At 69.9% G+C, this 23544-nt stretch carries 27 protein-coding genes and 1 pseudogene; 19 read left to right on the forward strand and 9 right to left on the reverse strand.

Annotated features, from left to right (window positions below):
* Nucleotides 1-32 precede the first annotated feature (32 nt).
* Entirely contained in the window at nt 33-407 is a 375-nt protein-coding gene (locus tag LI334_RS09130) for a hypothetical protein (RefSeq protein WP_227260341.1), read from the forward strand.
* Nucleotides 407-1093, forward strand: coding sequence for an SOS response-associated peptidase (locus LI334_RS09135; protein WP_227260343.1), 687 nt, complete (start codon nt 407-409; stop codon nt 1091-1093). Before LI334_RS09130 ends, LI334_RS09135 begins: the two co-directional genes overlap by 1 nt.
* On the opposite strand, the gene LI334_RS09140 is transcribed toward LI334_RS09135, so the two are convergent.
* Nucleotides 1077-1871, reverse strand: coding sequence for a succinylglutamate desuccinylase/aspartoacylase family protein (locus LI334_RS09140; RefSeq protein WP_227260345.1), 795 nt, complete (start codon nt 1869-1871; stop codon nt 1077-1079). The two genes, LI334_RS09135 and LI334_RS09140, sit on opposite strands and share 17 nt — an antisense overlap.
* 247 nt (nt 1872-2118) lie before the next feature.
* Here LI334_RS09140 and LI334_RS09145 point away from each other — a divergent pair, with 247 nt between their 5' ends.
* The 5 genes from LI334_RS09145 (at nt 2119) to LI334_RS09165 (ending at nt 7149) form a co-directional block, all read left to right on the forward strand.
* Entirely contained in the window at nt 2119-2883 is a 765-nt protein-coding gene (locus tag LI334_RS09145) for a helix-turn-helix transcriptional regulator (protein ID WP_227260346.1), read from the forward strand.
* Between the two features lie 107 nt (nt 2884-2990).
* Nucleotides 2991-3407 (forward strand): DoxX family protein, encoded by a 417-nt coding sequence (locus tag LI334_RS09150; RefSeq protein ID WP_227260348.1) that lies wholly within the window; start codon nt 2991-2993, stop codon nt 3405-3407.
* 64 nt (nt 3408-3471) lie between these two features.
* Nucleotides 3472-4344, forward strand: a complete 873-nt coding sequence (locus LI334_RS09155) for an ABC transporter ATP-binding protein (RefSeq protein WP_227260350.1) — start codon at nt 3472-3474, stop codon at nt 4342-4344.
* Nucleotides 4341-6119, forward strand: a complete 1779-nt coding sequence (locus tag LI334_RS09160) for an ABC transporter permease subunit (protein ID WP_227260352.1) — start codon at nt 4341-4343, stop codon at nt 6117-6119. Before LI334_RS09155 ends, LI334_RS09160 begins: the two co-directional genes overlap by 4 nt.
* A complete protein-coding gene (locus LI334_RS09165) occupies nt 6112-7149 on the forward strand; it encodes an ABC transporter permease (RefSeq protein ID WP_227260354.1) in 1038 nt (345 codons plus the stop codon). The genes LI334_RS09160 and LI334_RS09165 overlap by 8 nt, the downstream gene beginning before the upstream one ends.
* A 1-nt stretch (nt 7150) precedes the next feature.
* Here the strand turns inward: LI334_RS09165 and LI334_RS09170 are convergent, their stop codons facing one another.
* Nucleotides 7151-7576: an EamA family transporter gene (locus LI334_RS09170; protein ID WP_227260356.1), complete on the reverse strand. Its 426-nt coding sequence runs from the start codon at nt 7574-7576 to the stop codon at nt 7151-7153.
* Between the two features lie 76 nt (nt 7577-7652).
* Here LI334_RS09170 and LI334_RS09175 point away from each other — a divergent pair, with 76 nt between their 5' ends.
* Nucleotides 7653-8057 (forward strand): GIY-YIG nuclease family protein, encoded by a 405-nt coding sequence (locus LI334_RS09175; protein WP_227260358.1) that lies wholly within the window; start codon nt 7653-7655, stop codon nt 8055-8057.
* Here the strand turns inward: LI334_RS09175 and LI334_RS09180 are convergent.
* Nucleotides 8054-8713, reverse strand: coding sequence for an RAD55 family ATPase (locus LI334_RS09180; RefSeq protein WP_227260360.1), 660 nt, complete (start codon nt 8711-8713; stop codon nt 8054-8056). The genes LI334_RS09175 and LI334_RS09180 overlap by 4 nt on opposite strands.
* A gap of 305 nt (nt 8714-9018) precedes the next feature.
* Nucleotides 9019-10665, reverse strand: coding sequence for a potassium channel family protein (locus LI334_RS09185; protein ID WP_227260362.1), 1647 nt, complete (start codon nt 10663-10665; stop codon nt 9019-9021).
* 62 nt (nt 10666-10727) lie between these two features.
* Here LI334_RS09185 and LI334_RS09190 point away from each other — a divergent pair, with 62 nt between their 5' ends.
* Nucleotides 10728-11153: a DUF4149 domain-containing protein gene (locus tag LI334_RS09190; RefSeq protein WP_227260364.1), complete on the forward strand. Its 426-nt coding sequence runs from the start codon at nt 10728-10730 to the stop codon at nt 11151-11153.
* Nucleotides 11154-11260: 107 nt separating this feature from the next.
* Nucleotides 11261-11580, forward strand: a pseudogene (locus LI334_RS09200) (DUF4396 domain-containing protein); the annotation flags it as partial.
* Here LI334_RS09200 and LI334_RS09205 read toward each other — a convergent pair.
* Complete coding sequence (locus LI334_RS09205; RefSeq protein WP_227260370.1) at nt 11577-11771, reverse strand: heavy-metal-associated domain-containing protein; 195 nt, start codon at nt 11769-11771, stop codon at nt 11577-11579. The pseudogene LI334_RS09200 and the gene LI334_RS09205 overlap by 4 nt on opposite strands.
* A 270-nt stretch (nt 11772-12041) precedes the next feature.
* Between LI334_RS09205 and LI334_RS09210 the strand changes: the two genes are divergently transcribed.
* The 4 genes from LI334_RS09210 to LI334_RS09225 all read left to right on the forward strand — a co-directional run bounded on the left by LI334_RS09210 (nt 12042) and on the right by LI334_RS09225 (nt 15781).
* Entirely contained in the window at nt 12042-14609 is a 2568-nt protein-coding gene (locus LI334_RS09210; protein WP_227260372.1) for a heavy metal translocating P-type ATPase, read from the forward strand.
* Nucleotides 14606-15199: a winged helix-turn-helix transcriptional regulator gene (locus tag LI334_RS09215; RefSeq protein ID WP_227260373.1), complete on the forward strand. Its 594-nt coding sequence runs from the start codon at nt 14606-14608 to the stop codon at nt 15197-15199. Before LI334_RS09210 ends, LI334_RS09215 begins: the two co-directional genes overlap by 4 nt.
* Before the next feature lie 24 nt (nt 15200-15223).
* Nucleotides 15224-15427, forward strand: coding sequence for a heavy-metal-associated domain-containing protein (locus tag LI334_RS09220; RefSeq protein WP_227260375.1), 204 nt, complete (start codon nt 15224-15226; stop codon nt 15425-15427).
* A 75-nt stretch (nt 15428-15502) separates the two neighbouring features.
* On the forward strand, nt 15503-15781 hold the full coding sequence (locus LI334_RS09225) for a helix-turn-helix transcriptional regulator (RefSeq protein ID WP_227260377.1): 279 nt from the start codon (nt 15503-15505) through the stop codon (nt 15779-15781).
* On the opposite strand, the gene LI334_RS09230 is transcribed toward LI334_RS09225, so the two are convergent.
* Together LI334_RS09230 and LI334_RS09235 are read right to left on the reverse strand one after the other, a co-directional pair.
* On the reverse strand, nt 15773-16129 hold the full coding sequence (locus tag LI334_RS09230) for a winged helix-turn-helix transcriptional regulator (RefSeq protein WP_227260379.1): 357 nt from the start codon (nt 16127-16129) through the stop codon (nt 15773-15775). The genes LI334_RS09225 and LI334_RS09230 overlap by 9 nt on opposite strands.
* 74 nt (nt 16130-16203) lie before the next feature.
* Nucleotides 16204-17703, reverse strand: a complete 1500-nt coding sequence (locus LI334_RS09235; protein ID WP_227260381.1) for a cryptochrome/photolyase family protein — start codon at nt 17701-17703, stop codon at nt 16204-16206.
* Nucleotides 17704-17782: 79 nt separating this feature from the next.
* On the opposite strand from LI334_RS09235, the gene LI334_RS09240 reads away from it, so the two are divergent.
* The 5 genes from LI334_RS09240 (at nt 17783) to LI334_RS09260 (ending at nt 22469) form a co-directional block, all read left to right on the forward strand.
* A complete protein-coding gene (locus LI334_RS09240) occupies nt 17783-18415 on the forward strand; it encodes a uracil-DNA glycosylase family protein (RefSeq protein ID WP_227262334.1) in 633 nt (210 codons plus the stop codon).
* A gap of 31 nt (nt 18416-18446) precedes the next feature.
* On the forward strand, nt 18447-19418 hold the full coding sequence (locus LI334_RS09245) for an MBL fold metallo-hydrolase (RefSeq protein WP_227260383.1): 972 nt from the start codon (nt 18447-18449) through the stop codon (nt 19416-19418).
* A gap of 154 nt (nt 19419-19572) precedes the next feature.
* On the forward strand, nt 19573-20808 hold the full coding sequence (locus LI334_RS09250) for a Zn-dependent hydrolase (protein ID WP_227260385.1): 1236 nt from the start codon (nt 19573-19575) through the stop codon (nt 20806-20808).
* Between the two features lie 31 nt (nt 20809-20839).
* Nucleotides 20840-21790: a mechanosensitive ion channel family protein gene (locus tag LI334_RS09255; RefSeq protein ID WP_227260387.1), complete on the forward strand. Its 951-nt coding sequence runs from the start codon at nt 20840-20842 to the stop codon at nt 21788-21790.
* A gap of 25 nt (nt 21791-21815) precedes the next feature.
* Nucleotides 21816-22469, forward strand: a complete 654-nt coding sequence (locus LI334_RS09260; RefSeq protein ID WP_227260388.1) for an O-methyltransferase — start codon at nt 21816-21818, stop codon at nt 22467-22469.
* Here the strand turns inward: LI334_RS09260 and LI334_RS09265 are convergent.
* Both LI334_RS09265 and LI334_RS09270 read right to left on the reverse strand, forming a co-directional pair.
* Entirely contained in the window at nt 22466-23245 is a 780-nt protein-coding gene (locus LI334_RS09265) for a hypothetical protein (RefSeq protein ID WP_227260390.1), read from the reverse strand. The genes LI334_RS09260 and LI334_RS09265 overlap by 4 nt on opposite strands.
* Nucleotides 23246-23309: 64 nt before the next feature.
* Nucleotides 23310-23531 (reverse strand): DUF7543 family protein, encoded by a 222-nt coding sequence (locus LI334_RS09270; RefSeq protein WP_227260392.1) that lies wholly within the window; start codon nt 23529-23531, stop codon nt 23310-23312.
* Nucleotides 23532-23544: the final 13 nt, after the last annotated feature.

Consider the following 23544-nt stretch of genomic DNA (forward strand, 5'->3'; position numbering starts at 1 on the left):
CTCCTAAGTGAATCGTCGCCGTATCCGGGGGTATGACGGAGTTGGAGGGGTACGCGGAGGCGCTGCGCGAGGACGTCGGGGAGACGCTCCGAGGAGTCGCAATCGCCGACCTCCGCGCGAGAGAGTTCGACGTTATCTACATGCGCGAGGACATCTGGCAGCTGTACTCGGACGAGACCCAGCAGGAGATATTCGAGGACGCGGTGTTCGAGACGATGGGGATGGATCGAAAGGAGGACTTGTTCGAACCGCTCGGCGGCCTGGAGGCGACTGTGCGCGTGTTCGAGGGCGGTATCAACGTGCTCGCGTGGGCGGACGACCACGGCGTGTTCGTCGGTCTGGGGCCGGACGAGGACGCGATTCCGGCGGCGGTTCGGACGGCGAACGAGATACGGGAGACGCTCTGATGTGCGGGCGGTACGCGGTGTTCCTCGACCCGGCGACGTTCGAGCGGTCGTTCGGCGTGGAACCGCCCGCGGGCTACGAGACGTACAACGCCGCGCCGAGTCAGTCCCTGCCGGTCGTGCGCGAGCGCGGCGAGACGAGTGACAGAGAGGCGGCGACGCCCGCGTGGGGGTTCGTGCCGTCGTGGGCGGGCGACGACTACTCGCCGAACATCAACGCCCGCGCGGAGACCGTGCGGGAGACGTCGAGTTTCGCGGAGGCGTACCGGGAGCGGCGGTGTCTCGTGCCCGCGAGCGGGTTCTACGAGTGGCGCGAGGAGTCGGGGGAGAACCGACCGTACTACTTCGAGCGCGAGGACGGCGAGCCGTTCGCGATGGCGGGTATCTGGAGCGAGCGCGTCCCCGAGACCACGCAGACCGGCTTGGGTGCGTTCGCGGGCGACGGGCCGAGCGACCCGGAGCCGGTGGAGACGTTCGCCGTGCTGACGCGGGCGGCGACGGGAACGGTCGCGGACTACCACCACCGCGAGTCCGTCGTGGTCGCGCCCGACGACTACGGGACGTGGCTGTCCGGCGACGACCCGCTCGACGACGTGCTCGCGGAGTCCGCGTCCTTCCGCGCGCACCGGGTGTCGTCGGCGGTGAACGACCCGGGGAACGACGCGCCCGAACTCACGCGTCCGGTGTGACGGGCGGGTCGCTCGCGCGCACCGCGTCCGCCGTCTCCGCGTCCAGGCTCACGAAGTGACAGACCGGGTGGCCGGGCTGGGCGACCGGGTTCCTGAGTAATCCGACCACCAGTCCGCGGTAGGGCGCGACCACGTCCGCGGACGCCGTGCCGAAGTGGTCGTGGACGGTGCAGACCGCGTCCCCGCCGTCGAGTACCGTCCGTTTGTCCGCGTGCATCTCCACGAGGCCGCCGCGGTCGGCGCGCAGCCACGTCTTCTCCACCGTCGCGTCCACGACCCGCCGCCAGTCGGGCGTGACGCGCTCGCCGTCCACCATCCCGAGTTCCGTGAGCACGCTCTCCGTTCCGGCGAGCGCGCGCTCCACGTACGCCTGCTGGAACCGGTGGGCCTCCCCCATCTCCACCGTAATCGTCGGGATGCCGCGCGCGGTGCAAGCGGTGCGGATGGAGTTGTCCTCCTCGCCGATGCCCGCCATCACGACGTTCGCGCCGAACGCGTCCGCGAGCCGCGCCACCTCGTCGTCCGCGAGCTGGGCGCGCGTGTGGAACATCGTCGTCCGGCCGCGCGTCGAGGTGTGGAAGTCGATGCCGTAGTCGCACCGCGAGAACAGGCCGCGGAAGAGTTCGTTCGCGATGCGCTGGGCGGGCGTACTCCGCTCTTTTCCCGGGAACGCCCGGTTGAGGTCCTGGTCGTAGAGCGGGAGGTAGCGCTGCTGGGCGAGGTAGCCGGGGACGTTGACGACGTGCGCGCAGACGAGCGTCCCCGCGATGTCGCTCATACGAGAAGCGAGCGCGCGTGAGAACATAACCGCCCCGGCTCTCGTGAACGCCGGCCGGCCGCCGTCCGAGCGGCCGTGGCGCTCTCAGAGGCACAGCCGGTGTGTACACACCAGCACCAGTACCAGGAACGGCAGACGGCATTAAGCCATCCGTTGCGCGTTCGCTCACGAACTGCGCATTTACCCGCCATACGCACCAGTTTTATATTAAACGAGTGTTCACGTTGACACATGCGTGGTGGGTGGAATGACAAGTGACGCGTCCGGACTGGTCGGCCTGCTCGCACAGCGCGGCGACTACCTGGAGAGCATCGCGGACGGTGTAACGGAGAAACGCGAACTCGTCGCCGCCCACGACGCCTCCCGCTCGACCGTCGACCGCGCCGTCCGCCAGCTCGCCGACGCGGGCCTCGTCGACCGCACGCACGGCGAAGTCTCGCTCACGACCGCGGGCCGCATCGCGCTCGACGCCTACACGACCTTCCGGGACGCCGTCGCCGCGGTCGCGGACGCGAACGGCGTGCTGGACGCGGTGGACGACGACGCCGACCTCGACGTGCGCCTGTTCGAGAACGCCACCGTCGTCGAAGCCGCTCACACGCCCCAGAAACCGATGGAAACCGTCGAGAACGTGCTCCGCGCCGCGAACGAGGTGCGGGTGCTCGCGCCGCTCGTCCTCCCGAGCCACGTCGAAGTCTACCGCGACCGGGTCGCCGAGAGCGGGCTAGACGCCGACGTGGTCGTCACGCAAGCCGTCCTCGACGAACTCGTCACCAACCACCAGGACACGGTGGAGACGTTCGTCGAGAGCGACGACGCCGCGCTCTCCCTCGCGAACGACGACCTCGACTACGGCCTCGTCGTCGCGTCCCTCGACGACCGCGACGTGGTGCTCGTCGTCTGCGGCACCGGCCCCATCGCGGGCGTCCTCCGGAACGACGACCCCGACGCCGTCGCGTGGGCGGACGACCGGTTCGCGGCCGTCCGAGACGGCTCGACCCGCCTCGGCTGACCCACTGACACGCGTGTCACCTCGTTACCCGAGGGTTCGCTTACGTATAAGGCCGTGACGCGCCTACCGTAGTCCATGTCACTCGACACGACAGAGGTGCGTACCGCATGGCAGTAGACGGCGACGCCGGGATTTTCCTCCTGCTCGGCCGCCTGCTGTTCGGCCTGACGCTCGCGTTCATGGGCCTGAACCACTTCCTCAACCTCGAACAGATGACGGGCTACGCCGAGTTCAAGGGCCTGCCCGCGCCCGGGTTCATGACCATCGCGTCCGGCGTGATGCTCGTCCTCGGCGGCCTCGGCATCGCGGCCGGCGCGTACCCCGTGCTCAGTGCGGGCACGCTCGCCGTGTTCAACTTCGTCGCCGCGTTCACGATGCACGCGTTCTGGAGCGTTCCGGAAGACCAGCAGCAGGACGAGATGACGCAGTTCCTCAAGAACATGGTCATCACTGGCGGCGCGCTCGCGTTCCTCGCCATCGGCGGCCAGGACTGGGCGTACGCCGTCGGCGTCTCCCTCTTCTAACCGCTCCCCCGCGGTTCTCGCGACTGCCGAAACTACGATATGCCCGACGCCCGCGTGTTCGGGTATGATATCGGTGGACGGCTTGGCGAAACAGTACGGGAGCGTCCACGCCGTCCGCGGCATCGACTTCGAGGTCGAGGCGGGCGAAGTGTTCGGACTGGTCGGCCCGAACGGCGCGGGAAAAACCTCGACGCTGAAGATGCTCGCCGGCCTCGTCGAACCCACGTCGGGGTCGGCGACCGTGAACGGCTACGACGCCCAAGACCCCGAGATGCGGCGGACGCTCGGCTTCCTCCCCGAGGAAAGCCCGCTCTACGAGGACATGACGCCGCGCGGCTACCTCCGCTTCTTCGCCGACCTCTACGACGTGGAGCGAGAGACGGCGAACGACCGCATCGAGCGCACGCTCGACCGCCTCGATTTGGACGCCCGCGACCGCCCCGTCGGGGATTTCTCGAAGGGGATGAAGCGGAAGGTCGCCATCGCGCGCTCGCTCGTGAACGACCCGGACGTCCTCATCTACGACGAACCCGCGTCCGGCCTCGACCCCCTGACGACGAACGAGGTCGTGGAGTTCACGCGCGAACTCGCCGACCGCGGGAAGACCGTGCTGTTCAGCGCGCACGACCTCTACCACGTCGAGTCCGTCTGCGACCGCGTCGCCATCGCGAACGACGGTCGTATCGCCGCACAGGGCACGCTCGCGGAGATTCGCGACGAGTACGGCCGCATCGAGTACCACGTCTACACGTCCGTCCCCGTTCCGAACGCCACACGGTCGGGCGAGCGCTACGAGGTCACGGTGGACGGGATGAACGGCGTGGAGCGCGTCCGCGAGGAAGCCGAGTCCGCGGGCGGCGAGGTGCTCGACATCCGCACCCGCGAATCGACGCTGGAGGACGTGTTCCTCGACGTGACGCGCGAGGGCCGGGCGTGAATCCGCGCCGCGTCCTCCGCATCGCGCGCTGGGAGGCGACGAAGAGCACCGGGAACGTCGACCGGCGAACCGCCGTCCTCCTCGTCGGCGTCGTCCTCTCGCTCGCCGTCCTCGCGCCCGTCCTGGTCGCCGTCCAGCCGAGTCCCGGCGAGGGAATCTACCGGGTGGGCGTGGACGAGGACAACCGCTACCACGCCGTCGTCGAGCGGAACCCCGAACTCCGCGCCGTGAGCGCCGACCCCCGGGATGTCGCCGATGGCGCGGCCGAACTCAGCATCCGCGGGAGCCAGTTCTACGTCGGGGACTCCCAGAAGTCGCAGGCCGCGCTCGCGGAACTCCGGGCGGCCGTCGTCGCCTACAACGACTACCTGATGAGCCTCGAATCCGACCAGTCCGCCGCGTTCCCCGTCACCGTCACCCTCCAGTACCTCGAACAGGACGCTGACGACCCCGCGAACAGTGACGGCGCGAACGGCGGCGACCCCGCGGGCGGTGACGGCACGTCAGGCGGCGACGGCGGGACGGGCGGCGCTGACCCCACGACGACCGCGCCCGATGGCGGCGACGCCGGTGGCTCCGGCGGCGGCGTGCCTGCGGTGCCCGGCGGCGCGTTCGGCGGGACGCAGACCGGGACGCCGAGTTCGCTGAGCCCGCCGTTCCCGCTGCGCTCGCTCGTTCTCGCGTTCGCCTTCCTCCTCCCGCTGAACGTCCTCATCCAGGCGTACGGGTCGAGCGTCATCAACGAGCGCATCAACCGCCGGGGCGAGCCGATGCTGGTGTCGCCGGCGAGCAGGGGCGACATCGTGCTCGGGAAGACCCTCCCGTACCTCGGCGTCGCCGTCGCCATCACGGCCGTCATCGCGTTCGCCGTCGGCGGCGGCCTCGTGAGCGTGCTCGCCGTCCTCCCGCTCGCCGGCCTGTTCCTCGCGGCGACGTTCGTCGGCGCGATGCTCGCGCGCTCCTACAAGGAACTCACGTTCGTCACCGTGTTCGTCAGCGTCCCCCTGATGGCGTACGCGTTCGTCCCCGCCGTCTTCACCGAAGTCCACCCCATCGCCGCCATCAGCCCGCTCTCGCTCGTCGTCCAGGACTTGCAGGGCGCGCCCGTCGGCCTCGGCGAGTTCCTGTTCGGCACGCTCCCCGTCTCGCTCGCCGCGCTCGTCTGCTTCGCGCTCGGCACCGGCGTCTACCGCGAGGAGGACATGTTCACCCAGCGCCCCGTCCCCGCGAAGGCGATGGACGCGCTCGCCGCCCCCCTCCACTCCGTCTGGCGCGTGGGCCTGTGGACGGCGCTGTTCATCCCCTTCGCGTTCATCGCGGAGCTGTTCGCCGTCGCGAGCCTGTTCGTCCTCCCGTCGTCGCTCGCGCTCCCCGTCCTCTTCGCCGCCATCGCCGTCATCGAGGAAGCGGTGAAGAGCCTGCACGTCCGCGCGGGCTTCCTCCGCTCGCGCTTCCCCGACGACCGCCGCACAGCGCTCGCGCTCGGCGTCGCCGCCGGCCTCGGGTTCTTCCTCGGGGAGAAACTCACGCTCATCACGCAGCTGGTGGGACTCCCCGGCCTCGAACTCGGACAGGCCGCGTTCGGCCCGACGCTCGGCGCGAGCCCGCTCGTCCTCGCCGTGTCGCTGTTCGCGCCGCTCGCCCTCCACACCGTCACCGCGTCGGTGAGCGCGCTCGGCGCGCGCGGCACCCGCGCGAAGTACGTCGCCGGGTTCGGCCTCGCCGTCCTGATTCACCTGGCGTACAACCTCACGGTGGTGAACGCCGTTGCGTGACCGCCTCGTCGTCGGACGGCGCGAACTCGCGAGCCTCCGCTCCGAGAAGACCATCGTGCTCGCCCTGATAATCCAGCTGTTCATCGCCGCGTTCTCCTCCTTCCTCGTCGTCGGCCTGGTCAGCCTCTACAGTCCGAGCGCGAGCCAGGGCGACTACGTCGTGAACGTCGGCGTCGCCGGGAACGCGAGCGACGACCTCGCGCCCGTCGTCGCGAGCGACCGCCGGAACCCCGTGATGTACGGCACCGAGGACGCCGGCCTGTCCGCGTTCGCCGCGGGCGACGTGGACGCCCTCCTGCTCGCGAACCAGTACCCGGACGGCCACGTCAGGGTGTCCGCGTACGCCCCCGAGGGGAGCTTCCGAACGACGCTCGTCGTCGTCCAACTGAAGGACGTGCTCTCCGAGTACGAACGAAATCTCAGGGACGACCTCAGCAGTCAACTCACGCGGGAACCGCTCTCGCTCCCGCCGGAGTCCGCGGGCTCGACCTACTACGGGTTCACGTACACCATCCTCCTCCCGCTGTTGATGTTCCTGCCCGCGTTCATCAGCGGGAGCGTCGTCGCGGACACCCTCAGCGAGGAACTCGAACGTGGCACCTTCGAACTCCTCCGCGTCACGCCGCTCTCGATACCCCAGATAGTGGACGGGAAGAGCCTCGCGATGATCGCGCTCGCGCCGGCGCAGGCCGCGCTCTGGCTCGGCTTCCTCGGCCTGAACGGCATCCGGGTCGACCACCCGCTCCCGATTCTCGTCCTCGCCACCGCGCTCGCGGCCGTGCTGGTCGGTGGCGGCGCGGCGCTCGCGCTCCGCCTCGGCGAGCGCCGGGAGACCCAGCTGGTGTACTCGTTCGGCGCTATCGGCGTGTTCGCGCTCGCGTCCCTCCTCCCGGAGAGCCCGCAGAACGTCGTCGCGAAACTCGCGGTCGGGAGCACGACCGACCTCACCTACCCAACTATCGCGGGGTTCGTCGTCGCCGCCGTCGCGTGCTTCGCGCTCGCCCGGTACGTCGCGGGCGGGATGGACTGACCTACTGGCCGGGGCCGGCGGTGAGGTAGACCGCGACCGCCGCGAACCCGATGCCGGCGGCTTTGCGGAGCGTGAGGTCGTCGCCCAGCCAGACCGCGGAGACCAACGAACTCGTGACGATGAACATCCCGAAGACGGGCACGACGATGCTGACCGGGCCGGTGGCGAGCGCCTGATAGTACGCGAGGATGCCGACGGTGAGGCAGACGCCGGCGGCGTACACGTAGATCGCGCGGGGGTGCGTGAGGTAGGGCGTGACGGGGATATCGACGTAGAGGACGACGGCGAGCGACCCGACGACCAGCACGGCGTTCGCGACGAGCGCGGCGACCGTCGAGGGGATGTCGACCGTCGCGACCTTCATCAGGGGCGCGACCATCGTGTACCCGAGCAGGGCGACGACCGCCCACTTCAGATAGGCTTCCATAGCGGGTGGACTCGGAGCGCGCGAAAGGACGTGTCGGTTCGGAACCGTCGAGTGCCCGCGCGCCCAAGCCGGGAGCGTGCAACCCGGAACGTACACCCTCCTCCTGGAACTCGCGTCGCCCGAGACGGTTCGGTTCGGCGCGGCCGGCGAACGCGACCTCGACCGCGGGTTCTACGCCTACACGGGGAGCGCGTTCGGGTCGGGCGGCCTCAAGCGCGTCCAGCGCCACGCCGAACTCGCGGCGGGCGAGCGCGACACCCGCCACTGGCACGTCGATTACCTGCTCGGCCACCCGGACAGCCGACTCGTCGAGACGTACACCGTCGAGAACGAAGACCGCGAGTGCGAAATCGCGAGACGTCTCACGGACGCGCTCGCGCCCGTGCCGGGACTCGGCGCGTCCGACTGCGACTGCGAGACGCATCTCGCGTACGCCGCCGAACGGGAGCGCGCCGAGCGCGTCCTCGCGACCCTGTACTAGTCGAGCGGCACCCACTCCGTCGGGGAGTCGGTGACGCCGCGCACGCGCGCCTCGCGGGTGCCGTCGTCGGTGACGCGCACCTGAATCATCCCGTCGAACAACTGACTAATGGTGTTCACGACCTGCTCGTCGTGGCTGTCCGGGTCGATGGCGAACAGCCCGAGCCAGTCCCGGCTCTGAATCTGACTCGTGAACACGTGGAGGAAGCGAAAGAGCCGCTGGAGGTCGACGTACATCAGGAGCGGGCTGAGGGAGTCGAAGCCGATGCGGAGGCGTTCGACGCCGTTGTTCTCGGCCTCCCGGGCGAGTTCGGAGAACTCGATACCGATACCGGTGAGTTCGCCCGGCGAGGAGACGTTCCGCACGAAACTCATCTCGCCCTCCGCTCCGCCGCTCCGCGAACTCACGCTGTCGATGATGCGGAAGAAGCTCGTACGGTCGCCGAGGAGGTCGTTGTACTCCTCCGCGATGTCGTCCGCGGGGTTCCGGGACGTGACGACGATAGCGCCCTCGTCGTCGTCCGCGCCGCGGGCGAGCAGACGGAGCAGTAGCTGGCGCTTCCCGGACATGGCCGGCCCGCTGACGAGCAGGTTCGTCCCGGGTTCGACCTCCGAGAGGAGCTCCGGCGGAAACACCCCGTCTAGTTTGTATGGCATTTCTACAGGATGGTGGGATGTGGCGGCGACGCCTCGCCTTGGTTACGCCGACATAGGCCGACGAGGCATAAGTATGTGCGGGATATCGACGTGAGACACTGCCGCGTCTCCCGTCGAATCGGGCGGTTCGTGCCGGAATTCGGAAGGTTCAGCCCGTCCGCCCGACCCGAGACGTGGCGGCCCGACGCGCGTCGTGGTGTCGTCGGCACTCGCTATCGCCTACCGCGGGCCGCACTCGGTCTCGGACTCACGCGCATCTATCCCGACGACGCACTCCGAGGACTAAAACGCGTCGGCACCGGCGGTCACGGGGTTCCCGGCCGCACGTCCGCGAGGTCGGTGAACCGCGCGATGTCGTCGTCCGTCCCCGCGACGACGAGCGCGTCCCCCCGCTCGATGCGGAAGTCGGGCGACGGGTCGGACGCCACGGTGCCGTCGCGCTGGACGGCGACGACCGTACAGCCGGTGCGTTCGCGGATGGCGGCCTCGCGGAGCGTCTGCCCGACGAACGCCGGCGCTCGCGTCCGCACGAGGTCAACCTGGTTGTCGAGGCTCATCACGTCCTCCCCGAGCAGAGTGGACGCCAGCATCCGGCCGCTGACCGTGGCGAGCGCGAGCACGTACCCCGCGCCCGCCGCGTACAGCCGGGGTTCGGCGCGCGTGTCGTTCGCCCGGCACAGTATCTCCACATCCGGGTAGTTCTCGCGCGCGACCAGCGTCGTGAACACGCTCGCGGCGTCGTCCCCGAGCGCGAGCAGGAGCGCGCTCGCGTCCGCCAGCCCCGCCTCGGCGAGCGTCTCCTCCTCGGACACGTCCCCGACCACGTCGACGCCGGGGCGGTCTTCGCGGTCGACGACCGTGTGCGGCACGTCGTTCTCGTCGAGGATTTCGCTGACCCGCGTCCCCATGTCGCCGTAGCCCGCGACGACGACGCGCCCGCGGTCGTGCCGCCGCGCCTCCGCGAGCGTGAGCGCCTTCAACTCTGTGAGGGAGTCGTCGTCCCCGGCGACGAGGAGGATGGTGCTCCGGTCGAGTTCCCGCGTCGGGTCGGGCGCGGCGACGAACTCGCCCGCCGCCCACAGCCCGACGACGTTCGCGCCCGTGCGCTCGCGAACCCGGGCGTCGGCGAGCGTGTTGCCGTCGAGCGCGCTCCCCTGCTGTATCGGCATCTCCGCAACCTCGAAGTCGTCGCCCAGGTCGATGGTCTCCCCGAGGTCGGTGGTGACGGCGTTCGTCACCTTGTTCGCGAGGCTCCGCCCGAGAATCTCGTGCGGGGAGAGCACGCGGTCTGCGCCCGCGTACCGGACGTAGTTCGCGCGGCTCGGGTCAGCGACGAACCCGACGACGCGCACGTCCTCGTCCACCTCGCGCACGCTCAACGCGAGGGTCGCGTTCGTCTCGTCTGACGCGTCCAGCACGACCGCGCGGGCGTCCCGCACCGACACCGCCTCCAGCACGTCCGTGTCCTCGGCGTCCCCGTGCACGACCGTCACACCGTCCTCGTGGAGCGCCTGCGCCTCCTCGCGGTCGGGTTCCACGACGACGTACTCGACGGTTTGCGCATCGAGTTCGTCGATGAGCGCCTCGACGCGGTCGGTGTACCCGCAGACGACCACGTGGTCGGTGAGCGAGACGCGCTCGGGCGGATCGACTTCGAGCCGGCGCTCCACCCACGGCACGACGAACAGGGGGAGCGTCAGGAACAGCATCAGGACGCCCGTGAGCTGCATCGCGTCCATCAACAGGAGGATGCCCGCGGTGTCCCAGCGGCTCGCGTCCTCGCCGTACCCCGTGGTCGTGAACGTCTCGACGACGATGTGGAAGGCGTGGACGAGCGTGACGCGCTCGCCCTCGAACACCGCCATCCCGACCTGGTACGCGAGCGTGTACCCCGCCATGATGACCGCGAGGAGCGCGAGGTAGCCGACGGCGCGGCGCTGCTGTCTCTCCATTCACTCGTCCTTCCCGCGGCCGAAGCATAAAACGAATGCCGCTGGCCGCGGAGGACTCACACATGTCACTCGCCGCCGCGGTCGCGTCCTTCGTCGCCGACCTCGCGCTCGGCGCGTGGTTCGGCGCGATGGCCTTCTTCTCGTTCGTCGCCGCACCGACCACGTTCAGCGTCCTCGGCACCGACGACGCCGGCCCCGTCGTCAACGCAATCTTCCCGACGTACTACCAGATAGGGGTCGGCCTCGGGTTCGTCGCGCTCGGCGGCGTCGCCGTCACCGACGCGCTCGCCGGCCTCGACTACGCCTGGGTGGCGTACGGCGCGACCGCCGTCGCCATCGCGTCGGCGGCGTACGCCCGCTACCGTCTCATCCCGAAGATGGAGGCCGCGGGCGACAACGCATTCTCCGAATACCACAAACAGAGCGTCGCGCTGAACGCGCTCGCCATGCTCGCCGTGCTCGTCGCGCTCGCCGCCACCCACGCGTAACCGGCCGCCCGCCCGGTATGGTCGAGTCAGCGCTTCAGTCCGTGCTCTCCGACCACCGCGTCCTGCTCGCGTGGGCGGCCGTCGTCGCCGTCTCCAGCACGCTCCTCACGGCCGCCGGGACGTTCACGTGCGCGTACGTCTTCGGGGTCGGCTCACCGTCGGCCCGCTGATGCAGGGCGGCGTCCCGTTCGGCGAGGCCGTCCGGGACGCGTTCTACTCGGAGACGCCGTCGATTACCGTGATGGAGGTCGTCGCCATCGGGACGGACGTCTGGCTCGCGGGCGAGGCGCACATCTCGGAACCGCTGTTCTGGGCGGCGCTCGCGTTCTCGCTCTCGGTAGGATTGATCGCCGCCTACCCCGTGAACGTCGCGCTCATCGCCGCCGGCGTGAAAGAAGGAATGGGGAACCCCGCCGAGAGGGGTTAGGCGGAGGCGTCGTAGCCCGCGTCCTCGACCGCGGCGACGAGCGCGTCCGTGTCCGCGTCGCCCTCGACGGTCGCGGTGCCGAGTTCGCGGTCGGCGCTCGCGTCGGTGACGCCCTCGACGCCCGAGAGCGCGTCCTCGACCTTCTGCTCGCAGTGCCCGCACGTCATGCCGCTGACGGTGAGTGTCGTCATACCCGTACACAGGGCACCGCGACTTTTCCACGTTTTCCCTCCGACACCCAACCCGAACCCCGTCGAAACCTCAGAAACGAAGGCCGAACGAGACAGTCGGAATAACGCCTATCAGTCCGTTTCGAGGTTTTCCGGCGGTCGCCGCGCGTTTTTTGGGCGTTCTCTCCCGCATAGTTCTGGTTTTTAGCCTTGGTTTCCACGGTCGCGCGGCGGCTCGACCCCGGGAGAACAGTAACAATCCACTAAAGCGATGCGTCCGTACTCACTTGTATGACCAGGACTGCGCACGTGGACATCACGGGAATGAGCTGTGCGAACTGCTCGCAGACCGTGTCGTCCGCGCTCGAATCGCTTGACGGCGTCGCGGCGGCGAGCGCGAACTTCGCCACCGACGAGGCGACCGTCGAGTACGACCCCGACGCGGTGTCGCTCTCGGCTATCTACGACGCCATCCGGGACGCCGGCTACACGCCGGTGAGCGACACCCGCACCATCGGCATCTCGGGGATGAGTTGCGCGAACTGCGCGCAGACGAACCGGGAGGCCCTCGAATCCGTGCCCGGGGTCGTCACAGCGGACGTGAACTACGCGACCGACGAGGCGCAGGTCGAGTACAACCCGAACGACACGTCGCTCGACGCGCTCTACGACGCCATCGCGGACGCGGGCTACGAGCCGATTCGCGAGGACGACGGCGACGAGTCGGACGCGCGGGAGGTCGCGCGCACCGAGGAAATCGAGCGCCAGCGCAACCTCGTGCTGTTCGGCGCGGTGCTCTCCGCGCCCCTGCTCGGCATGCTCGTGGAGCACTTCTTCTTCCCCGAACTCCTCCCCGACGCCGTGTTCGGAGTCGGCCTCGGCTGGGTGATGTTCGCGCTCGCGACGCCCGTCCAGGTCGTGCTCGGCAAGGAGTTCTACGAGAACTCGTACACCGCCGTCGTGCGGAACCGCACGGCGAACATGGACGTGCTCATCGCGCTCGGTTCCTCGACGGCGTACGGCTACTCCGTCGTCGCGTTGCTCGGCTTACTGCCGAACGCCGGCCTCTACTTCGACACCGCGGCGCTGATTCTCGTGTTTATCACGCTCGGGAACTACCTCGAAGCCCGCTCGAAGGGCCAGGCGTCCAGCGCGCTCCGCGAACTCCTCGAAATGGAGGCCGACACCGCGACCCGCATCCGGGAGGACGGCACCGAGGAGGAGGTGTCGGTGGACGACATCGAGGTCGGCGACCGCCTCAAGGTGCGTCCCGGCGAGAAGGTGCCGACGGACGGCGTGGTCGTGGAGGGCGAGTCCGCGGTGGACGAGTCGATGGTCACCGGCGAGTCCGTGCCGGTGTCGAAGGAACCCGACGACGAGGTCATCGGCTCCACCATCAACGAGAACGGCGTCCTTACAGTCGAGGCGACGAAGGTCGGCTCCGAGACCGCCATCCAGCAGATCGTCGAACGCGTGAAGGAGGCGCAGAGCCGCCAGCCCGACATCCAGAACGTCGCCGACCGCGTGAGTTCCGTGTTCGTCCCCGTGGTCATCCTGAACGCGCTGTTCTGGGCCGGCGTCTGGTACGCGTTCCCGGGCGCGCTCGAAGCGCTCGTGAACGCGCTCCCCGTCTGGGGACTCGTCGGGGGCGGCCCGGGCGCTGTCGGCGTGTTCGAGTTCTCCGTGGTCGTGTTCGCGTCCGCGGTGCTCATTGCGTGTCCGTGCGCGCTCGGTCTCGCCACCCCGGCGGCGACGATGGTCGGCACCACCATCGGCGCGAAACACGGCGTCCTGTTCAAGGGCGGCGACGTGCTCGAACGCGTCGAGGACGTGGACACCGTCGTCTTCGACAAGACCGGGACGCTCACCACGGGCGAGATGTCGCTCACCGACGTGGTGGCGCTCGACCGCACCGCGGCGGACGGCGGCGCGGTCGCACAGGACGAGGCGGGCGCGGACGCCGAGTCGAGCGAGGAGTACGTGCTCCGGATGGCGGCGAGCGCCGAGCGCGGGAGCGAACACCCGCTCGGTGACGCCATCGTCCAGGGCGCGCGCGACCGCGGCGTCGAACTCGCCGACCCCAGCGAGTTCGAGAACGCGCCCGGGAAGGGCGTTCGCGCGACCGTGGACGGCCGCGAGGTGCTCGTCGGGAACCGCGGGTTCCTCGACGACAACGGCGTGGACACCAGCGCTGGCCGCCGGGAACTCGAACGCCTCGAATCCGAGGGGAAGACCGCGATGCTCGTTGCCGTGTCCGGCGAACTCGTGGGGTTGGTGGCGGACGCGGACACCGTGAAGGACACCGCGAAACGGGCGGTGAGCGACCTCCGCGAGCGCGGCACCGACGTGTGGATGCTCACGGGGGACAACGAGCGCACCGCGCGCGCCGTCGCCGAGGAGGTCGGCATCGACCCCGCGAACGTCCGCGCGGGCGTGCTCCCCGACGAGAAGGCGAGCGCCGTCGAGGACATCCAGCAGTCCGGGAACGCGATGATGGTCGGGGACGGCGTGAACGACGCGCCCGCGCTCGCCGCCGCCTCCGTCGGCACCGCCATCGGCTCCGGTACCGACGTGGCCATCGAGGCCGCGGACGTGACGCTGATGCGGGACGACCCGCTCGACGTGGTTCGGGCGGTGCGCATCAGCGAGGGGACGCTCGCGAAGATACGCCAGAACCTCTTCTGGGCGCTCGGCTACAACACCGCGATGATTCCGCTGGCCTCCATCGGACTGCTCCAGCCCGTGCTCGCCGCGGGCGCGATGGCTCTCTCGTCGGTGTCCGTGCTCTCGAACAGCCTGCTCTTCCGGACGTACACGCCCGACCACGACTACCGCCTGCTCGGGTGGCTCCGCCCATGAGAGGGCTGGACGACATCGACCGCGAAATCCTCTCGATGCTCGCGGCGGACGCGCGCACGCCGTACAGCGACATCGCCGACGCGGTCGACCGCGCGCCCCCGACGGTCTCCGACCGCGTCGACCGCCTCCAGGAGCTGGGCGTGATTCGGCGGTTCACCGTCGACCTCGACCGGAGTACACTCGACGCCGGCACGCCCGTCCTCGTCGAACTCGCGGTCGCGTCGGACGCGGTCGAGGCGGTGCGGTCGGCGTTGCGCGGCGCGGACGCGGTGGAGCGCGTGTACGTCACCGCCGGCGACCGCGTGCTCGCGCACGCCCACGTCCCCGGCGACGTGCGGGGGTTCCTCGACCGCGTCCTCCCCGACGAGGGCGTGCGGTCGCGGGACGTGTCGCTGCTCTCGGAGTCCGAGAGCGCGCCCGGCGTCGGGGACGTGTCGCTCGCGCTCTCCTGCGCCGAGTGCGAGAACACCGTCACCGCGGAGGGCGAGTCCCGAACGCTCGACGGCGACACCTACTACTTCTGTTGCTCGTCCTGCGAGGAGCGCTTCGTCGAGCGCTACGAGTCGTTCGCGGACGCCACAAACGCCTAAAGCGTCCGGGTTCTTCACCCATCTATGGCGACGACTGTGTCAGTCAGCGACCTCACGTGTGACGGCTGCGAACGAATCGTGCGCGACGCGCTCACCGACGTGAGCGGCGTCGAATCCGTCGAAATCAGCCAGGAGGACGGCGAGGCCGTGGTGGAGGGCGACGCCGACCACGACCGCCTCCTGCGCGCCGTGGACTACGCGGGCTACGACGGCGACATCCAGGAGTAGGTTACCGGCGAGTAACCCCGTGACAAGCCCGTTACCGAGTGCCTAAGAGGGTGGCGTCCCTTGTCCTAAACGACGATGGACGACGTACTCTCCGAGTTGCCGCCGAGCGCGAAACTCGTCGTGAAGGTGCTCGAATACAACGGCGGCCTGACCCAGAAGGAAATCGTCGAGAAGTCCCGGCTCTCCCAGCGAACCGTCCGGGACGCCCTCGACCGCCTCCAGGAGAACGACCTCGTGGAGAAGGACATCTACATCCCCGACGCCCGCCAGAACCTCTACCGGCTCGCGCTCGCGGAGAGCGACGACGAGGCGGAAGAAGAGGAGGTCGCGGAAGCCGAAGCCCTTCTAGACTAAGTTTTCGGCCGGTTCGAGGTGTTGTTCGCCCCACTCGGCGAGCGACCGCACGACCGGTTCGAGTGACTCGCCGAGGTCGGTGAGCGAGTAGCGGACGCGCACGGGCTTGTCCTGCACGACCTGGCGGTCGACGAGTCCCTTCTCTTCGAGGTCGTCGAGGCTCTCCGAGAGGACTTTGCTGGAGATGCCGTCCACGTCCTCCTGGAGTTCGTTGAACCCGAGGGCGTTCGTGCGGAGGAGGCGGTGGATGATGACCGGATGCCACTTCTTCCCGATGAGGGAGGCGGTCGCGGTGATGGAACACCAGTCGTTGCCGGCGCACTCCACGGAAAGCCGTTGGTCGGCCATACGCGAGTGGAGCGGACGCGCTCGGAAAAACTTACCTCTCGTAACCTACTTACCAGACGAACGCCCGGCGGGGTCTAGAGGTCGCCCGCGTCGGCGAGCGCGCGCACGTCGTCGGCGCGCTCGCGTATCGCGTCCAGTTCGTCCCCGCGCTTGGTATCGACGTGGTGGTAGAGGCCGGCCATCCGGTAGTTGTGCCGGAGGCGGTCTTCGTGTTCCGCGAGGAAGTCCCAGTAGAGCGCGTTGAAGGGGCACGCATCTTCACCGGTGGTCGCGTCGGGGTCGTACGGACAGCCCGCGCAGTGGTCGCTCATCCGATTGATGTAGTTCGCGCTCGCCGCGTACGGTTTCGTCGTGAACGCGTCCGTGCCGTAGACGCCCATCCCGACGACGTTCGGCGTCGTCACCCAGTGGTAGGCATCGACGTAGGCCGCGTGGAACCACGAAGTGAGTTCCGCGGGGTCGACGCCGAACGTGAGCGCGAAGTTCGACTGGAGCATCAGGCGCTCGATGTGGTGGGCGTACCCGTGCTCGCGGACGTGCGCGATGGACTCGCGGAGACACGCCATGTCGGTGTCGCCCGTCCAGTAGAAGTCGGGGAGGTCGCGGGAGTGGTCGAGCTGGTTCGCGTCCGCCAGCCCGTCCTCGCGCAGGTAGACCTGGCGCATGAACTCCCGCCAGCCCAGGATCTGTCGGACGAACCCCTCCAGCGAGTGCAGGGGCACGTCCGCCCGGGCGTCGTACTCGTCGATGGCGCGCTCGATGACTTCCGCGGGGTGGAGGAGGCCGAGGTTGAGCGCGGGCGAGAGCAGGCTGTGGTTGAGCGCCCACTCGCCCGCGACGACGGCGTCCTGGTACGTCCCGAAGTCCGCGAGCCGGTGCTCGCAGAAATCGTCGAGCGCGTCGAGGGCGTCGTCGCGCGTCACCGGCCACCCGAAGACCTCGACCGCGCCCCACGCGTCGTACTCCGCGCGAACCTCGTCGAGGACGCGCTCGGTGGTGTCGTCCGGCGGGAAGCGCGCGGGGTCGGGGAACTCGTAGTCGTCGGGCGGCGTCTCCCGGTTCTGTTCGTCGTAGTTCCACTCGCCGCCGAGCGGGTCGCCGTCGTCCATCAGGTAGCCCGTACGGCGGCGCATCCACCGGTAGAAGTCCTCGTGGGACTGGCCGCCATCGTCCCACTCGCGGAACGCCGCGGGCGAGCAGAGGAAGGACTCGTTCGCCACGAACTCGACGCGTCCGCCCGCGTCCTGGACGAGGTCGCGGAGCGCGTCCGCGCCGCCGCCCGCGGGCCGCATCGCCACCAGCGACTCCTCGGGGTGGTCGTCGAAGAACGCGTCGAGGCCCTCGCGGAAGGTGTCCGCGCGCTCGTAGCGGACGGTCACGCCGTCCTCGCGGAGGCGGTCGCGGAAGTGCCGCATCGCGGAGAACACGAGCGCGAGCTTCTGCCCGTGGTAGGGGTGGCGGGCCGCGAACGCGCGGGATTCGACCATCAGCACGCGGTCGGCGTCCCCGTCGAGGGCGCGGGAGACGGGGCCGCGGCGGGTGAGCTGGTCGCCGAGCACCCAGACAGTCGTCATATCTCCGCCTCGGACGCGACCGGGAAAGCGTCTCCGGCCGGGGCGTGCGCGTTTTATTCTCGAACCGACTATGGAGCCCGTGGAGAACGTCACCGACCGCACGAGCAACCCCTTCGGGATGAACCCGCCGCGGGAGACGCCGGTTCCCGGGTACGGGGACGCGAACGCCGACTTCCATGTCGTGGGCGACCACCCCGGCGTGCACGGCGGCGCGGACACCGGAATCCCGTTCACCGGCACGGAGCGCGCGCGTCGCCTCCAGCGCGCGCTCGCCGCCGTCGGCCTGCTCGCGGACGTGAGCGACCGGCCGGAGGTGGAGAACCTCTATCTCTCCTACCTCCACATGGCCGACGCGGACGGCAGTCCCGACGAGGCGGCGTACCGCGACCTCGAACCGTTCTTCGACGCGGAACTCCGCGCCATCACCGCGCACGTCCTGATTCCGGTCGGGGAGCGCGCCATCGACCACGTCCTGCGCGAGTACACCGCCCGGCACGCCAAGCACGCGCCAATCGACCCGGACGCCCTGCACGCCGAGGAACTGCTCGGCGCGGGCTTCCTCGTCCTCCCCGCGAAAGACCCCGGCGACTGGAGTGACGGCGACGAACGAGCGTTCGTGGACGCGCTCGCGGACGTCCTGGAGCACGACTACCGCCGCGAAACGGACCTGGGGCGCTTCCTCACCGGCCCCGACCCCTACCGCGTCCGCTAACTCCTTACTCCCCCCTGTCGAACCCCCGGGTATGCGACACATCCAGCTCGGGAACACCGAGTTCGAGGGCCGGAACAGCGTCTACCTCCTCGCCGGGGACGGCCCGACGACGCTCGTGGACACGGGCGTCGGCACGGACGGCGTGTACGACGAACTCGCGGGCGCGCTCTCCGACGCCGGGCACGCGGTCGGCGACCTCGACCGCATCCTCCTGACGCACTTCCACGAGGACCACGCGGGCCTCGCGGGACGCCTCCAGCGGGAGAGCGGCGCGGACGTGGTCGTCCACGAGGCGGACGCGCCGCTCGTCGCCGGCGACGAGGAGGCGCGTGCGGCGATGCACGACCGCCAGCGCGACCTCCTGGACGAGTGGGGGATGCCCGCGGAGAAGCAGCGCGAACTCCTCGACTTCCTCGACACCCACGACGACATCCGGGGCGAACCCGCGGACGTGACGCCGGTGGCGGACGGCGACACGCTCGCGCTCGGCCCGTACGAGGCCGAGGTCGTTCACCTTCCGGGGCACGCCGCCGGGCTCGTGGGCTACCTCGTGGAGCGCGAGGGCCGCCGGGAGGCGTTCGTCGGGGACGCCCTCCTCCCGAAGTACACGCCGAACGTCGGCGGCGCGGACGTGCGCGTCGAACGCCCCCTCCGGACGTACCTCGACAGCCTCGACCGCATCGAATCCCTCGGCCTCGACCGGGCGTGGCCCGGCCACCGCGGCCCCATCTTCGCGCCGACTCTCCGCGCGCGAGACATCGCCGACCACCACGCCGAGCGCACCGAGCGCGTGCTCTCCGTGCTCCGCGAGCGCGGGCCGGCGACGCCCTGGGAGGTGAGCGCCGACCTGTTCGGCGACCTGCACGCCATCCACGTCCTCCACGGGCCGGGCGAGGCGTACGCCCACCTCGACCACCTCGAATCGGAGGGCGTCGTCTCCCGCACCGGCCGCGAGTACGCGCTCGTCGCGGACGCGGACGCCGCCGACCTCCGGCTGGACTGATAAAACCCGTACGTGTAATGCAGGCGTAGTATCCGCGGGGAGGGCGCTTTCTTCGAATGCCTGCAGTCCGCAGGCACTGTGCCTCTGAGACCGGAAGCCGTCTCCGGCTTCCACTCTCCACCATACTCTTTGAGCCGCGCGTCCACCGTCGGACATGGACGTCTCTCTCGACCGCCTGCGGGACGACATCGAGGCGAACGCCGCGTTCGGCGCGACCGGCGACACCGGCCGCACGAACCGCACCGGAAGCGACGCGAACCGGGACGCCCGCGACCACCTCGTGGAGCGCATGGAGGACGCGGGCCTCGACGTGCGCGTGGACGCCGTCGGGAACATCGCGGGCCGCTGGGTGCCCGACGCCGCGGACGCCGACGCGGCGGCGGTGGCGTCCGGAAGCCACCTCGACTCGGTGCCGAACGGCGGCATCTTCGACGGCCCGCTCGGCGTGTACGGCGCGCTCGAAGCCGTGCGCGCGCTCCGGGAGTCCGACGCCGACTTCGCGCGACCCGTCGAGGTCGTGTCGTTCACGGAGGAGGAGGGCGCGTCGTTCGCGCCCGGCCTCCTCGGGTCGTCGGTCGCCACGGGAGAGCGCGACCTCGACACCGCGCTCGCGTACGAACACGAGGGGCGGACGCTCGACGCCGCGCTCTCCGACATCGGCTACCGCGGGGACGGCGTGCTCGACGCGAGCGCGTGGGACGCCTGGGTGGAACTCCACATCGAACAGGGAACCCGCCTCGAATCCGCGGACGCGGACGTGGGCGTCGTCACCGACATCACGGGCATCACGCACTGCGAGGCGGTCGTCGAGGGACAGGCCGACCACGCGGGCGCGACCCCGATGGACGCGCGGACGGACGCGCTCGCCGCCGCGAGCGAGTTCGTGCTCGACGTGGAGGACGCCGCCACCGACGCCGCGAGCGGGGACGGAACCGCGGTCGGCACCGTCGGGAGCCTGGACGTGTCGCCGAACGCGACGAACGTCGTCCCCGGCCGCGTCGAACTCGGCGTCGACATCCGGGACGTCTCGAAGGAGACGATGGACGACCTCGCGGCCGCGGCCCGCGACTCCCTCGACCGACTCGACGCGGAGCGCGGCGTCGAGACCGCGCTCTCGCGGCCGTTCGACGTGCCGCCCGCGCCGATGGCCGAGCGCGTCCGGGACGCCGCCACCGACGCCGCGGACGAGAGCGAGTTGGCGAGTCTCGCCCTGCACTCGGGCGCGGCGCACGACACGATGCACGTCGCGCGCGTGACGGACGCAGGCCTGCTGTTCGCGCCCTCCGAGGGCGGGTTCTCCCACAGTCCCCGCGAGTGGACGGACTGGTCGGACTGCCGGGACGCCGTCGCGGTGCTCGCGGGCACCATCGAACGGCTCGCCGGACGGTAGTTACTTCCGCCGGGGCGTCCGAGAGCGGAGCATGAACCGCCGCGCACTCGCGCTCCTGCTCGCGGCGCTCACGTATAGCGCGCTCGCCGCGCTCGTCCCGCCCGCCATCGACCCGTCCGCGGAGTTCGCGGGCGTCCTCGTCGCGTCCGCGCTCCGGAACGTCCTGCTCGCGGTCGCCGCGCTCGCCGCATTGGCCGCCGCGTACGCGCTCGTCCTCGACACCCTCCTCTCGCACACCAGCGACCGCCGCCGCCAGCACCGCCTCCGCTCCATCGTCCGCCTCGCCTTCCTCGCGGTCGGCACCGTCCTCGTGCTCGCCGTCGTCACCGACCAGTGGCTGCCCGCGCTCGTCAGCCTCGGCGTCGTCGGCGTCGCCGTCTCCCTCAGCCTCCAACAGCCCCTGCTCTCCCTCCTCGGCTGGGTGTACATCACCACGAAACAACCCTACCAGGTCGGCGACCGCGTCGCCATCGGCGACTCGAAGGGCGACATCGTGGACGTGGACTACCTCGTCACCACGCTCTGGGAGATAAACGGCGATTTGGTCTCCACGAACCAGCACTCCGGCCGCCACGTCACCGTCCCGAACTCCGTCGTGCTCAGCGCGCACGTCACGAACTACTCCCGGGACGAGTTCCCCTACGTCTGGAACGAACTCTCGATTCAGGTCGCGTACGAGACCGACCTCGACTTCGCGCGCGGCCGCCTCCAGGAGGTCGTGGACGACTACCTCGGCGACGAGATGGCGCGGAACGTCGCGCACTACCGCGAGATGCTCGCCGAGACCCCGGTGGAGATGGAAGTGAACGACCGGCCCACGGTGAACGTCGCGCAGAAGGAGTCCTGGGTGGAACTCCGCGCGCGCTACCTCGTGAAACCGCGGGCGGGAACCCGGGTGCGGAACGACCTCTACGCGCGCGTCCTCGACGAGTTCGGCGACCACCCCGAGCGAATCGCGTTCCCCGTCGGGCGGAACCGCTAAGCCCCTCCGACGGCGTCCCCCGAGTATGAGCGACGTACTCACCGACGCCGCCGCGGACGCCGTGCGCGCCGGCAACGCCGACCCCGACCCCGTGCTCGCGGAGATGACCGACTACGGCCGCGACGAACACTTCCCCATCGTCGGCCCCGACGCAGGCCGCTTCCTCCGCCTGCTCGCCCGCCTCACGGGCGCGGAGCGCGTCTTCGAGTTCGGCTCCGGGTTCGGGTACTCCGCCGCGTGGGTCGCGGACGCCCTCCCCGCCGACGGCGAACTCGTCCTCACCGACTTCGACCCCGAGAACCTCCAGAAAGCCCGCGAGTTCCTCGACCAAACCGGCGACATCGAGAAGTGCGTCTTCGAGGCCGGTGACGCCTTCGAGACGTTCGACGCCCGCGACGGCCCCTACGACCTCGTCTTCGTGGACTGCCAGAAGACCCGGTACGCGGAAGCGCTCGACCGCGCCGTCCCGGAACTCCGCGACGGCGCGGTGGTCGTCGCCGACAACGTCCTCGACGGCCCCGCATCGCCCGCCGACCTCCGGGACGCGTTCGCGGGAGACGCGCCCAGCGACGCCGCTGCCGGCATCGCGGAATACGTGGAGAAAGTGCGCAGTGCGCCGTTCGAGACCGCGATAGTCCCGCTCGGCGAAGGCCTCTCGGTCAGCCGATACAGCCCTTAGTCGCGGAGCGCGAGGAACGCCGCGCCGGTCACCGCGAGCAGGCCGACGCCGAGACCGAACCCGGGCGTGCTACCCGAGGAACCCGAGTCGTCGGACGCCGTCGTGGTGTCCTCGGACATCGTCGTCCCGTCCGTGGTCTCGTCGCTCGTCTGCGTGGTATCCGCAGTCGTCTGGGTGGTCGTAGTCGTGGTCGTCTCGTCCGTGGTCTGCGTCGTCGTCGTGTCGCCGCTGGTCGTGGTGGTCGTCTGCGTGGTGTCCTCGACGTCGAACGTCGCGGTCGCCTGCGAGCCGCTGGACTGCGGGTTGATGTCGAGGGTCACGTTGTACGACCCGGCCTGGTCGGGGTTGACGACGTCCTCGTAGACGACGACGACCTCGTCGCCCTCGTAGAGGCTGTAACTGCCGCCGAGGTCGAACGTGAGGGTCGCGCCGTTGTTGCTGGTGGAGACGCTCGCCAGGTCGTCGCTGACGTTCACGTCCACGGCGTCGCCGGTCTGGTTGTCGCCGCGGTCGATGCCGATGGCGGCGACGTCCTCGACGCTGACGTTACTCGCGTCCGCGCCGGAGCCCTGGTAGTTCACCTGGAAGCCGTTCCACGAGGAGGTGTCGACCGTGGAGCCGGCGGTGAGGGTCGCGGTGTGCTGTGCGGTCGCGCCGGGCGCGCTCGGGTTCGCGGTCAGGGACGCCGCGGACGCCGCGGCGACCCCGCCGGTGAACGCGCCGGCGACGACAGTCACTGCGAGGAGTGCGGCCAGAACGCTTCGCGTGTTTCTCATCACAACACGACACGCGATGGACGGCTTCTTGAAAGGCCTTCGGGCCGAAAAATAACTGGCTTGACTAATGAGAACCGCTCTCGCGGTACTCCGCGGCACGGTCGAGCGCCGCCGATTCCGTCGGTTCGCTCACCCGCTCGTACGCCTCGCCCGCCGGGGCCTGCGTGAGTCGGTCGTACGTCACCGCCCAGTCGCCGCCCGCCGTCTCCCGCACGGAGACGACCGCGTAACCGTCCGCGCGCTCCCACCGCCGCCCCGTGTGTGCGTCCACTTCCTGCCAGTCCATACCGGAACGCGGA

Source organism: Salarchaeum japonicum (assembly GCF_020614395.1).
In the GTDB taxonomy this organism is placed as follows: domain Archaea; phylum Halobacteriota; class Halobacteria; order Halobacteriales; family Halobacteriaceae; genus Salarchaeum; species Salarchaeum japonicum.